The 13,268-nt window shown below is 56.6% G+C and carries 9 protein-coding genes; 6 read left to right on the top strand and 3 right to left on the bottom strand.

The window, feature by feature from the left end; translation table 11 throughout:
• Positions 1-169: 169 nt before the first annotated feature.
• Together PUZ33_RS15150 and putA are read right to left on the bottom strand one after the other, a co-directional pair.
• On the bottom strand, positions 170-559 hold the full coding sequence (locus tag PUZ33_RS15150; RefSeq protein ID WP_058681265.1) for a lysozyme inhibitor LprI family protein: 390 nt from the start codon (positions 557-559) through the stop codon (positions 170-172).
• A 51-nt stretch (positions 560-610) separates the two neighbouring features.
• A complete protein-coding gene (gene putA, locus PUZ33_RS15145; protein ID WP_058681264.1) occupies positions 611-4,573 on the bottom strand; it encodes a trifunctional transcriptional regulator/proline dehydrogenase/L-glutamate gamma-semialdehyde dehydrogenase in 3,963 nt (1,320 codons plus the stop codon).
• A 422-nt stretch (positions 4,574-4,995) separates the two neighbouring features.
• On the opposite strand from putA, the gene putP reads away from it, so the two are divergent.
• Together putP and PUZ33_RS15135 are read left to right on the top strand one after the other, a co-directional pair.
• A complete protein-coding gene (gene putP / locus PUZ33_RS15140) occupies positions 4,996-6,504 on the top strand; it encodes a sodium/proline symporter PutP (protein WP_058681263.1) in 1,509 nt (502 codons plus the stop codon).
• A 117-nt stretch (positions 6,505-6,621) separates the two neighbouring features.
• Positions 6,622-7,041, top strand: a complete 420-nt coding sequence (locus PUZ33_RS15135) for a DUF3574 domain-containing protein (RefSeq protein WP_013097188.1) — start codon at positions 6,622-6,624, stop codon at positions 7,039-7,041.
• A gap of 70 nt (positions 7,042-7,111) precedes the next feature.
• Here PUZ33_RS15135 and PUZ33_RS15130 read toward each other — a convergent pair whose 3' ends face one another.
• On the bottom strand, positions 7,112-8,296 hold the full coding sequence (locus PUZ33_RS15130) for a NupC/NupG family nucleoside CNT transporter (RefSeq protein WP_038419083.1): 1,185 nt from the start codon (positions 8,294-8,296) through the stop codon (positions 7,112-7,114).
• Between the two features lie 250 nt (positions 8,297-8,546).
• Between PUZ33_RS15130 and efeU the strand changes: the two genes are divergently transcribed.
• From efeU to phoH, 4 genes are all read left to right on the top strand, one after another.
• Complete coding sequence (gene efeU / locus PUZ33_RS15125) at positions 8,547-9,380, top strand: iron uptake transporter permease EfeU (RefSeq protein WP_013097186.1); 834 nt, start codon at positions 8,547-8,549, stop codon at positions 9,378-9,380.
• A gap of 43 nt (positions 9,381-9,423) precedes the next feature.
• On the top strand, positions 9,424-10,551 hold the full coding sequence (gene efeO, locus PUZ33_RS15120) for an iron uptake system protein EfeO (RefSeq protein WP_013097185.1): 1,128 nt from the start codon (positions 9,424-9,426) through the stop codon (positions 10,549-10,551).
• 5 nt (positions 10,552-10,556) lie between these two features.
• On the top strand, positions 10,557-11,840 hold the full coding sequence (gene efeB, locus PUZ33_RS15115) for an iron uptake transporter deferrochelatase/peroxidase subunit (RefSeq protein ID WP_058681262.1): 1,284 nt from the start codon (positions 10,557-10,559) through the stop codon (positions 11,838-11,840).
• Between the two features lie 500 nt (positions 11,841-12,340).
• Positions 12,341-13,132, top strand: coding sequence for a phosphate starvation-inducible protein PhoH (gene phoH, locus PUZ33_RS15110; protein WP_058681261.1), 792 nt, complete (start codon positions 12,341-12,343; stop codon positions 13,130-13,132).
• Positions 13,133-13,268 lie beyond the last annotated feature (136 nt).

The raw sequence follows: 13,268 nt of genomic DNA, 5'->3' as shown, positions 1-13,268 counted from the left end.
GTCATCCGGCATGAGCCCGGGAAAGTGAGACGGCTGAATATAGTTAACGAGATGAAAAAGCTGGGAAAAGAGTACAGTAATATGGTCATGGTGGCATGACCATATTACTGGGGATCCCTCAGCCCACAGGGAGAGGGGACTGTTCTGTGCTGTCTTTTCTCCCTCGCCCCTATGGGGTGAGGGGACAGCTTAAGTCGCCCTCTTCACACTGCATCAGCGAGGCCAGAAACGCCTCGCGTTCCACGGTTTTCTCCGTCAGGCACTGACTAATGATCATAGGCTGCACGCTGCCTCCCTCGGTACCAGAACCGATAAAATTGCAATCCGCATCGCGCAGGGCGATCCACGCCTGCTGCGCCTTTTTCAGCAGGTCACGCTGTGGGGCCGCCGCACGCTTAATGGCGGACTGATAAGTCTGGTTGAGCTTTTTATCAGCGGCCTGGTACTGCTGCGCGCTACAGGTGTTCAGTTCAAGCTGCGTAGTGGCGTTGTCGCACTCGTCGGCCAGCGTGCTGGCGCTGAGCAGCAGTGCTGCACCTGCGATAATAAATCGTTTCATACACTCCCCAATAAAATAAGGCTCCGTCTCCGGAGCCTTATTAGCACAGCGTTAGCCGATTGTCATCAGGCTGGCGTTACCCCCCGCCGCCGCGGTGTTGACGCTGAGCGAACGCTCCACGTACAGGCGCTCCAGCAGCAGGTTGGTTTCACCGCGGGCGAAGCCCTGCACCGAAACAATCGCCCCGCTGCGGGCCGCAACCTGCTCGCACAGTTCGCGCAGTTGATCGGAATCACCGTGGTAGATAACCGCGTCAAACGGCTGCGCAAGCAGGGCATCAGGCTTCGCAAAGTGAATGCGGGCAGACACCGCTTTCGGCAGTTGCTTCGCCAGATCGCGGTGCAGACCGTCTTCCGGCCACAGCACTTCACAGCCCGTTGCCATCGCGGCGGCCAGCTGAACCAGCGCATCCTGTTCGTTATCCGCCACGCACAGCACGCGTTCACGCGGCATCAGCGTCCAGGTGTTGCGTTCGCCGGTAGGACCCGGCAGCAGACGCTGCGTGCCAGCCTGCGCCAGCTCGCCGTACTGCTGTGCGACAGCGCGCAGCTCAGGACGTTTTTCCGCCCAGGTGATGAGTGCTTCCAGCGGCTGCGTCAGCACGGTTTTCAGCTGGACATCCACCGGATAGTCCGCGTCCTGGCGTGCCAGCGTCACGCCCAGCGCGCGCTCAGGACGGTTCGCCAGCAGACGGTACAGGTAGAGCGGGCCGCCCGCTTTAGGACCGGTGCCGGAGAGCCCCTCGCCGCCGAACGGCTGCACGCCCACGACCGCGCCAACCATGTTGCGGTTGACGTACAGGTTGCCCACTTTGGCGCTGCCGGTGACCTGGGCGATGGTTTCGTCGATACGGGTATGCACGCCGAGCGTCAGGCCATAGCCGGAGGCGTTGATCTGCTCAATCAATGCATTCAGGTTGTTACGGTTGTAACGCACCACGTGCAGGACCGGGCCGAAGACCTCTTTTTTCATCTCGTCGAAGCTTGCCAGTTCGATAAGCGTAGGCGGCACAAAGGTGCCGGTCTGCCACTCGCGGGCATCTTCGCTGTTCTCGCGCACGGCCTGGAACACCGGACGGCCTTTGGCACGCATGGCCTGAATGTGGTTTTCAATATTCGCTTTGGCTTCCGCGTCGATCACCGGCCCGATATCGGTGGTGAGGCGGCCCGGGTTGCCCATGCGGCACTCGGCCATGGCACCACGCAGCATCTTCAGCGTGTGGTCGGCCACGTCGTCCTGCAGGCACAGCACGCGCAGGGCGGAGCAGCGCTGACCCGCGCTGTCAAAGGCGGAGGCCAGCACGTCTACCACTACCTGCTCGGTGAGCGCGGAGGAGTCGACAATCATGGCGTTCATGCCGCCAGTTTCCGCGATGAGCGGCGTTGGGCGGCCCTGGGCATCCAGACGGGTGGCGATGTTACGCTGCAGCAGGGAGGCCACTTCGGTCGAGCCGGTAAACATCACGCCGCGCACGCGGTTATCCGCGGTGAGCTTCGCACCCACTGTTTCACCCCGCCCAGGCAGCAGCTGCACCACGCCCGCTGGTACGCCCGCTTCCAGCAGGATGTTAATCCCCTGAGCGGCAATCAGCGGGGTTTGCTCCGCCGGTTTGGCCAGCACGCTGTTGCCTGCGGCAAGCGCGGCGGCAATCTGGCCGGTGAAGATCGCCAGCGGGAAGTTCCACGGGCTGATACAGACCACAGGACCAAGCGGGCGGTGCGTTTCGTTATCGAAATCATCGCGCACCTGGCCTGCGTAGTAGTGCAGGAAGTCGACGGCTTCACGGACTTCGGCGATGGCGTTGCTGAAGGTTTTCCCCGCTTCGCGCACCAGGATACCAATGAGCGACTGCATCTGATCTTCCATCAGCACCGCGGCGCGTTCCAGAATGGCGGCACGTTCTTGCGGCGGGGTGGCGAACCAGATTGGCGCGTTGTTTACCGCGCTTTCCAGCGCCTGCTCCACTTCCGCTTCCGTGGCTTCACGCACGTAGCCGACAATATCTTTTGGCTCTGCCGGGTTGATCACCGGCTGCATCTCGCCGTCTGCGACCGGCTGTTCCAGCATCGGTTTGGCCTGCCATTTCTGCAGCGCGCTGTTGAGCAGGGCAGAAGAGAGGGACGCCAGACGGTGTTCGTTGGCGAGATCCAGACCCGCCGAGTTGATGCGGCCTTTGCCGTACAGCTCGCGCGGCAGGGCAATCTTCGGATGCGGCAGACCAATCTGGCCTTCCTGAGCCGCCATTTTCTCAACGGCCTGCACCGGATCGGCAACCAGTTCGTCCAGCGGCAGAGTGGTATCGGCAATGCGGTTAACGAAGGAGGTGTTCGCCCCGTTCTCCAGCAGACGACGCACCAGGTACGCCAGCAGGGTTTCATGGGTACCCACCGGAGCATAAATACGGCACGGACGGTTCAGCTTGCCCTCTGCCACTTTACCGGTGACCTGCTCGTACAGCGGTTCACCCATGCCGTGCAGGCACTGGAATTCGTACTGGCCCGGATAGTAGTTCTGCCCGGCCAGGGTGTAGATCGCCGCCAGGGTATGAGCGTTGTGGGTAGCGAACTGCGGGTAGATCAGGTTTGGTACGCCGAGCAGTTTTTTCGCACAGGCGAGGTAAGAGACGTCGGTGTAAACCTTGCGGGTGTAAACCGGGTAGCCTTCCAGACCTTCCATCTGGGCGCGTTTGATCTCGCTGTCCCAGTAAGCGCCTTTTACCAGTCGGGTCATCAGGCGACGACGGCTGCGGCTGGCCAGATCAATCAGGTAATCAATAACGAACGGGCAGCGTTTCTGGTAGGCCTGAATAACAAAGCCAATTCCGTTCCAGCCTGCCAGTTCTGGCTCAAAGCACAGTTTTTCCAGCAGATCGAGCGAGATCTCCAGACGGTCTGCCTCTTCGGCGTCGATGTTGATGCCAATGTCATACTGGCGCGCCAGCAGGGTCAGGGATTTCAGGCGCGGGTAGAGCTCTTCCATCACCCGGTCGTACTGCGCGCGGCTGTAGCGCGGGTGCAGGGCGGAGAGCTTGATGGAGATGCCCGGACCTTCATAAATACCGCGACCGTTGGACGCTTTACCGATGGCATGGATCGCCTGCTGGTAAGAGACCATGTAGGCCTGCGCGTCGGCAGCGGTCAGGGCCGCTTCACCCAGCATGTCGTAAGAGTAGCGGAACCCTTTATCTTCCAGCTTGCGGGCGTTGGCCAGCGCTTCGGCGATGGTTTCACCGGTAACAAACTGCTCGCCCATCAGGCGCATCGCCATATCCACGCCTTTGCGGATCAGCGGCTCGCCGCTCTTGCCGATAATACGGTTCAGGGAGCGGGAGAGGTTCGCTTCGTTGTGGGTCGAGACCAGCTTGCCGGTAAACAGCAGACCCCAGGTGGCGGCGTTAACGAACAGCGACGGGCTGCGGCCAATGTGTGACTGCCAGTTGCCGTTGCTGATTTTGTCGCGGATCAGCGCATCGCGGGTGGCTTTATCAGGAATACGCAGCAGTGCTTCTGCCAGACACATCAGCGCCACGCCTTCCTGGGAGGAGAGGGAAAACTCCTGCAGCAGGCTCTGCACCATACCGGCACGGCCGCTGGCGGTTTTCTGGTTACGCAGTTTGTCGGCCAGCTGATACGCCAGGCTGTGCGCCTGCGCGGCGACGGCTTCAGGCAGGCGAGCCTGCTCCAGCAGCATTGGCACGGCGTCCGTTTCAGCACGGCGGTACGCACCGGTAATGGCGGCGCGGCTGACGGACTGCGGCAGGATCTGCTCCGCGAACTCCAGGAACGGCTGATGATTCTCGTCGCCAGCAACCGGCGCGTCTTCGCTCTCATTGGCGGCACCTGCCAGCAGGGCGGGCAGCTCGGGCAGACCTTCGTCGCTCTCAAGCCGTTCGAGATAGTTAAAAATTGCCTGCTTGATTAGCCAGTGCGGCGTGCGGTCAATGCGGGTTGCTGCGGTCTTAATCCGTTCGCGGGTTGCGTCATCCAGCTTAACCCCCATGGTGGTCATGCCCATGCCAAAACTCCTGTTGTTCTTTGATCGTGTTCGGTGGTTAGCCTGAAATATCCACCATGTTGCAACTTTGTGCAACCGTGTTAAATGTGACCCGGCTAGCAAGCTGAAAAATGAATGGATTGTTAACAGATGGTTAGCTGGAAAAAAGCGCTGGCTTCTGCATACGAAGCCTGTTTTTATGCGGTACTTAACACTTTTAAAAGGTGCAACCCGTATAAATGTGAGCGAGTGCAACCTATAGGAAAGACATATAAAACCGGGGATGAATTTGATGTAAATGCAGTGTTAAATCGTTTGTGTGCGAGCACTGCTTACGGCAGGATACGCGCGGCCAACAGAAACACAGATACCCATCACCCCGTTCCGGTGATGACATAACAAGGCAACCCGGACGGTTGTCGCTCGACTTTTGGAGAATTTGAATGGCAATGAGCACACCGATGCTGGTGACATTTCTCGTTTATATTTTTGGCATGATCCTGATAGGGTTTTTGGCATGGCGTTCTACAAAGAACTTTGACGACTACATTCTGGGTGGCCGCAGTTTAGGCCCAATGGTGACTGCGCTTTCTGCGGGGGCATCGGACATGAGTGGCTGGCTGCTGATGGGGCTGCCGGGTGCGATTTTCATCTCCGGCATCTCTGAAAGCTGGATCGCCATTGGCCTGACTCTCGGGGCGTGGATTAACTGGAAGCTGGTAGCAGGCCGTCTGCGCGTGCATACCGAAGTGAACAACAACGCCCTGACGCTGCCGGATTATTTCACCGGCCGTTTCGAAGATAACAGCCGCATCCTGCGCATTATCTCGGCGGTGGTGATCCTGCTGTTCTTCACTATTTATTGTGCCTCCGGCATTGTGGCCGGTGCGCGTCTGTTCGAAAGCACCTTCGGCATGAGCTACGAAACCGCCCTGTGGGCCGGTGCGGCGGCTACCATCCTCTACACCTTCGTGGGTGGGTTCCTGGCGGTAAGCTGGACCGACACCGTGCAGGCGAGCCTGATGATTTTCGCCCTGATCCTGACCCCGGTGATTGTGATCTTCACCGTAGGTGGTTTTGGCGAGTCGCTGGAAGTGATCAAGCAGAAGAGCATTGAAAACGTCGATATGCTGAAAGGGCTGAACTTTGTTGCCATCGTCTCCCTGATGGGCTGGGGTCTGGGCTATTTCGGTCAGCCGCATATCCTGGCGCGCTTTATGGCGGCCTACTCTCACCACACCATCGTTCATGCGCGTCGCATCAGTATGACGTGGATGATCCTCTGCCTGGCAGGGGCGTGCGCGGTGGGCTTCTTTGGCATTGCATACTTCAACAACAACCCGGCGCAGGCGGGCGCGGTAAACCAGAACGCCGAGCGTGTGTTTATCGAGCTGGCGCAGGTGCTGTTTAACCCATGGATTGCCGGTATTCTGCTCTCCGCTATTCTGGCGGCGGTGATGTCCACCCTGAGCTGCCAGCTGCTGGTCTGCTCCAGTGCGATCACCGAAGACCTCTACAAGGCATTCCTGCGTAAAGGCGCAAGCCAGAAAGAGCTGGTATGGGTAGGGCGCTTTATGGTGCTGGTGGTGGCGCTGGTGGCCATTGCGCTGGCGTCGAACCCGGAAAACCGCGTGCTGGGTCTGGTAAGCTACGCGTGGGCGGGCTTTGGTGCGGCGTTTGGTCCGGTGGTGCTGTTCTCCGTGATGTGGTCGCGTATGACCCGTAACGGCGCGCTGGCGGGGATGATTATTGGTGCGGTCACGGTTATCGTCTGGAAACAGTTCGCGTGGCTGGGCCTGTACGAAATTATCCCGGGCTTCATCTTCGGCAGTCTCGGTATTGTGGTCTTTAGCCTGCTGGGTAAAGCGCCGTCTGCCTCCATGCAGAAACGCTTTGCGGAAGCGGATGCCCATTACCACACTGCGCCGCCGACGAAGCTCCAGGCTGAGTAATTTTTCTTCCTGCACACTGTAAGCCGGGTGAGCGTCAGCGCCACCCGGCTTTTTTCTTGCCAAAATCCGTAATTTACGGTGATATCGCTGCACTTATAACAATGAGGATAGCGAAGCATGACAATCAAAACAGGGTTACTGGCAGCGGCATTCCTGATGCTGGCTGGCTGTACGGCACCGTCGCAGCATACGGCGACTGACACCTGCAAAGTGGATAACCAGATGCAGCAGACCACGCTTTATTTCGGCTTAAATCGTCCGGCCGGGGCGCAGATCACCCCCGACGAATGGCAGCAGTTTGTTGACCGGGACGTGACGCCGCGTTTTCGTGATGGCTTAACGGTGTTTGATGCGCGCGGACAGTGGCTGGGCAACGACGGTAAAGTGGCGCGTGAGCCGAGCAAGGCGTTGATGCTGATCCACGGAAAAGATGCGCAGAGCGAGAAGAACATTGAGGCGTTACGCGGGATCTATAAATCCCGCTTTGCGCAGGAGTCAGTGATGCGGGTCGATCAGCCGGTGTGTGTGCAGTTTTAATGAAAACGGCGGGATAACCCGCCGTTGTTGCATCGTAGGCCGGGATCGCTGCGCGCTACCCGGCATCACATCACAGCACCAGGCCCGCAAAGCTCGCCGACAGCAAACTCACCAGCGTCGCGCCATACACCAGACGCAGACCAAACCGCGACACCACGTTGCCCTGCTGCTCGTTCAGGCCCTTGATTGCACCTGCGACAATACCGATAGAGGCGAAGTTGGCGAACGACACCAGGAACACGGATAAAATCCCCAGCCCGCGCGATGACATCTGATGCGCAATTTTTTGCAGCTCAATCATCGCCACAAATTCATTCGCTACCAGCTTAGTTGCCATAATACTGCCGGCATTTAAGGCATCGCTCAGCGGAATACCCACCAGCCACGCCAGCGGATAAAACACATAGCCCAGGATCTGCTGGAAGCTCATGCCAAATACGCTGGAGAAGAGGGCGTTAATGGCGCTAATAAGCGCAATAAAGCCAATCAGCATCGCCAGAATAATCATCGCCACTTTAAAACCGGCCAGAATATACTCGCCCAGCATTTCGAAGAAGCTCTGGGATTCATGCAGTTTTTCGAGCTTAATATCCGGCTCCGCTTCCGGGCGAACCGGGTTGATGACGGAGAGAATAATAAAGGTGCTGAACATGTTCAGAATGAGCGCCGCCACCACAAATTTAGCGTCGAGCATGGTCATATAGGCACCGACAATCGACAGGGAGACGGTCGACATGGCCGTGGCCGCCATGGTGAACAGACGACGTGACGAGAGATCGCCCAGTACGCCCTTGTAGGCAATAAAGTTTTCAGACTGTCCGAGGATCAGCGAACTCACCGCGTTAAAGGATTCCAGCTTGCCCATGCCGTTCAGTTTTGACAGCAGCGTGCCAATCAGCCGAATAAAAATCGGCAGAATGCGCCAGTGCTGAAGAATACCAATGAGTGCGGAGATAAAAATAATCGGGCAAAGCACGCCGAGGAAAATGAACGCCAGCCCTTTTTCACCCATTCCGCCAAAGACGAAATTGGTCCCTTCGCCGGCAAATTTCAGCAGTGATTCAAAGAAACCGGAGACGTATTTAATCAGGAATAACCCGCTTTCGGCGTGCAGGAAAAAGAACGCCAGCGCAATTTCAATAACGATCAGCTGTAAAACAAAGCGAATGCGAATTTTTCGGCGGTCAAAACTTACCAGCCAGGCAAGCGCAAGAATAATCACCAGCGCCAGCAGGAAATGGACAATCTTAAACATGGTTTATTTTCGGTTAGTTTGCGAGGCGGATATTTAGCCACAGCGCTGATTAACCGTAAATGGGCATTTTCGTTATACCTTATAAACCGGAACGTCACGAGCGCAACTATTACCCCGCGATGCGTTTACAACTCGTCATCAAAAACCACACATTTCGCTTGTTTTTCTTATCGCCGTAATGATAATCACTATCACAAGAATTTACCTTTCTTTGCATCAGTTGACCGCGATAAACATTTAAGGTGTCTGCATGTTTGTTCCATTTCTCATTATGTTACGCGAAGGCCTGGAAGCGGCCCTCATTGTTAGCCTCATCGCCAGTTATCTGAAGCGAACCCAGCGCGGACGCTGGATTGGGGTGATGTGGATAGGGGTTTTCCTCGCCGCTGCGCTCTGTCTTGGCCTGGGCATTCTGATCAATGAAACCACCGGTGAATTCCCGCAGAAAGAGCAGGAGCTGTTCGAAGGTATCGTTGCCGTGATAGCGGTGGTGATCCTCACCTGGATGGTGTTCTGGATGCGTAAAGTCTCGCGTAACGTGAAGGTGCAACTGGAGCAGGCGGTAGATAATGCCCTGCAGAAGGGAAATCATCACGGCTGGGCGCTGATCATGATGGTCTTTTTCGCCGTGGCGCGTGAAGGCCTGGAATCCGTTTTCTTCCTGCTGGCTGCCTTTCAGCAGGATGTGGGGATCTGGCCACCGCTGGGGGCGATGCTGGGGCTGGCAACGGCCGTGGTGCTGGGTTTCCTGCTCTACTGGGGCGGCATTCGCCTGAACCTGGGGGCCTTCTTTAAATGGACCAGCCTGTTCATTTTGCTGGTGGCCGCAGGGCTGGCGGCAGGGGCGATTCGCGCTTTCCATGAGGCGGGTCTGTGGAACCACTTCCAGGATGTGGCGTTCGATCTTAGCAATGTTCTTTCTACCCATTCACTGACCGGCACGCTGCTCGAAGGGATCTTCGGCTATCAGGAAACGCCAAGCGTCAGTGAAGTGGCGATGTACTTTATCTATCTTATTCCGGCGCTGGCGCTGTTCTTTATGCCATCGCGCCCCAGCGCTCAGCCGTCGCGTACTGCGCCCTGATGTGCTTACTGTAGTTACAACATACTTTTAAAAGGGAAGGGTCATGGCAATTCAATTTCGTCGTAGTGCGTTACAGGTTGGTGTGGCAGCGCTTGTTGCTTCTGCCTTCGCCGCTCAGGCTGCTGATATTCCACAGGTCAAGGTGACGGTGAATGATAAGCAGTGTGAGCCGATGACCATTACGGTCAACAGCGGTAAGACACAATTTATTATTCAGAACCACAGCCAGAAAGCGCTGGAGTGGGAAATTCTCAAAGGCGTGATGGTCGTGGAAGAGCGCGAAAATATCGCGCCGGGCTTTAGCCAGAAAATGACGGCTAACCTGCAGCCGGGTGAATATGACATGACCTGCGGTCTGCTGACCAACCCGAAAGGTAAGCTCATTGTTAAGGGAAATGCCACAGCGGATGCCGCGAAAGGCACGGCCCTGCTGAGCCTGGGCGATGCCATCACCGCTTATAAAGCGTATGTCATCAAAGAGACGGCAGACCTGGCAGCGGGAACCAAAGCCTTTACGGATGCGGTGAAAGCGGGCGATATCGACAAAGCGAAATCCCTGTATGCGCCCACCCGTCAGCACTACGAGCGCATTGAGCCGATTGCGGAGCTGTTCTCCGATCTTGATGGCAGCATTGATGCCCGTGAAGACGATTACGAGCAGAAAGCGGCCGATCCAAAATTCACCGGCTTCCACCGCCTGGAGAAAGCTCTGTTTGGCGATAACTCCACCAAAGGGATGGAGAAGTATGCCGATCAGCTCAACAGCGACGTGCTGGAGCTGCAAAAGCGCATCAGCGAGCTGGCCTTCCCGCCATCTAAAGTGGTGGGCGGTGCGGCCGGACTGATTGAAGAAGTGGCCGCCAGCAAAATCAGCGGTGAAGAAGATCGCTACAGCCACACTGATCTGTGGGATTTCCAGGCGAACGTCGATGGCGCGCAGAAAATTGTTAACCTGCTGCGCCCACAGCTGCAGAAAGAGAACAGCGAGCTGCTGGCGAAAGTGGATGCCAACTTTAAGAAAGTCGACACCATTCTGGCGAAGTACCGCACCAAAGACGGGTTTGAAACCTACGACAAACTGACCGACGCCGACCGTAACGCGCTGAAAGGCCCGATTACCACCCTGGCGGAAGATCTCTCCCTGCTGCGTGGCGTACTGGGTCTGGACTAAGCACGATGAACAAGCATGACGAATACGACGTGGCGGAACCTTCACGTCGTCGGTTGTTGAAAGGGGTAGGGGCGCTGGGGGGCACATTTGCCCTGGCCGGAGGGTGTCCGGTGGCGCATGCGGTAAAACCGCAAAGTGCGCCCGGTACGCTGTCACCGGATGCCCGTATGGAGACGCAGCCTTTCTATGGCGAACATCAGGCGGGCATTCTGACACCACAGCAGGCCTCCATGATGCTGGTGGCCTTTGATTCGCTGGCAAGTGATAAAGCTGACCTGGAGCGCCTGTTTCGCCTGCTCACCACCCGCATCGCGTTTTTGACTGCAGGGGGACCGGCGCCAGAAACGCCAAACCCACGACTGCCGCCTATGGACTCGGGGATCTTAGGGTCGTTCATCGCCCCGGATAACCTGACCATTACGGTGTCGCTGGGCGAATCGCTGTTTGATGAACGTTACGGGCTGGCAAAACAGAAGCCGAAAGCGCTGCAAAAAATGACGCGTTTCCCGAATGACTCGCTGGATGCTGCTCTCTGCCACGGCGATCTGCTCCTGCAGATTTGCGCTAACACGCAGGACACGGTGATCCACGCTCTGCGGGATATCATCAAACACACGCCTGATCTGTTGAGCGTGCGCTGGAAGCGGGAAGGGTTTATCTCTGACCATGCTGCCCGCAGCAAAGGCAAAGAGACGCCGGTGAACCTGCTGGGCTTTAAGGATGGCACCGCCAACCCGGACAGCAGCAACGGCGCGCTAATGAAAGAGGTCGTCTGGGTCACAGCCGATCAGGGTGAGCCTGCCTGGGCCGTCGGCGGGAGCTATCAGGCGGTGCGGGTGATTCAGTTCCATGTGGAATTCTGGGATCGCACGCCGCTTAAAGAGCAGCAGACGATCTTTGGCCGTGACAAGCAGAGCGGGGCGCCGCTTGGCATGAAGCACGAGCATGATGTGCCGGATTACGCCAGCGATCCTAATGGCGATACCATTGCGCTGGACAGCCATATCCGGCTGGCGAATCCGCGCACCAAAGAGACGCAGTCAAGCCTGATGATGCGCCGGGGCTATAGCTACTCGCTGGGGGTGACCAATTCCGGTCAGCTGGATATGGGGCTGCTGTTTGTCTGCTATCAGCACGATCTGGAGAAGGGCTTCCTCACCGTGCAGAAGCGGTTAAACGGCGAAGCGCTGGAAGAGTACGTTAAACCTATCGGCGGCGGCTATTTCTTCGCGCTGCCCGGCGTGCGCGATTCGAACGCCTGGCTCGCGCAAGGGCTGATAGAAGCCTGATAATTGTCCCTGCGATAGTTCGCGGGGACATTATTTTTTCATATGACTATCCCTCTGTTATATTTCTGTAATATACCTGTATGAGACTGTTTTCAACTGCAGGAGCAGTCTTAAAAGTTGCATTCAGGTAAAATAAATGTTGCATTTATGATAATCCCTGATGTACTTAAGATAAGACAGCGGTAGTTCCCGGCAGTGATGCTGAATCACTATGGAGATCGCGAATGGTATCGTCCTGTACTGGACAAGGTAAACACAACAACCGCAGTACCCGGCGCGGAGGCTCAGACTCCGGCAGCGATTTCCTCACCACTAAATTCTCCCCTTCTATTCAGAAACCAGATTCTACCGACGTGCAGAATGGTGCGCGTAGCTATTCTGTATCGTCATCCGGCAAGGCAAGCAATGGCTTACAAGGAAGCCAACCCTCTGATGTTCGTGCGCATAATCGTGCCGAAACTGGCGCGTGTGATGAATACCAACAACTCAAGGTGCTATCCATGGGAAGACAAAAAGCAGTGATCAAAGCTCGTCGCGAAGCAAAACGTGTGCTGAGACGGGATTCACGTAGTCATAAACAGCGTGAAGAAGAATCGGTCACCTCGCTTGTGCAGATGAGTGGCGTAGAAGCAATTGGCATGGCGCGGGACAGCCGTGATAATTCCCCAATTGTGGCGCGCAATGAGGCTCAGGCGCACTACCTGAATGCTATCGAGAGTAAACAGCTCATCTTTGCAACCGGTGAAGCCGGATGCGGGAAAACCTGGATCAGTGCAGCCAAAGCAGCGGAGGCCCTGATCCATAAGGACGTGGAGAGAATTATTGTTACCCGTCCGGTACTGCAAGCTGATGAAGATCTCGGCTTCTTGCCCGGTGACATATCGGAGAAGTTTGCCCCTTACTTCAGGCCCGTTTATGACGTGCTGGTGAAGCGACTGGGTGCATCCTTTATGCAGTACTGCCTGCGACCAGAGATTGGCAAGGTGGAAATCGCGCCGTTCGCCTATATGCGCGGACGTACATTTGAAAATGCGGTCGTCATTCTTGACGAGGCTCAGAACGTGACCGCTGCGCAAATGAAGATGTTCTTAACGCGCCTCGGGGAGAACGTGACGGTTATCGTCAATGGCGATATTACCCAGTGCGACCTGCCATCCGGCGTGAAATCCGGCTTGAGCGACGCCATGTCACGTTTTGAGGAAGACGACATGATTGGGGTAGTACGCTTTACCAAAGAAGATTGTGTGCGGTCGGCGCTGTGCCAGCGCACGCTGGGAGTCTATTCCGACTGACGGTAAAACATCGCCGTTTTACCGCTCACCTGTCATCCCTTCCCGGCGTAATGCCGGGAAGCTTCGTTTATTTCTTCTCACGACTCGCGTCTGGTTGTCTTTTAAAAGATTGCCTGTCTTGCGGAATTCATCATGT

The organism is Enterobacter cloacae complex sp. 2022EL-00981, assembly GCF_028737495.1.
Classification (GTDB): Bacteria; Pseudomonadota; Gammaproteobacteria; order Enterobacterales; family Enterobacteriaceae; genus Enterobacter; species Enterobacter cloacae.
The sequence above is the reverse complement of the archived record's forward strand: the minus strand, read 5'-3'. Positions and strand labels throughout refer to the sequence as shown.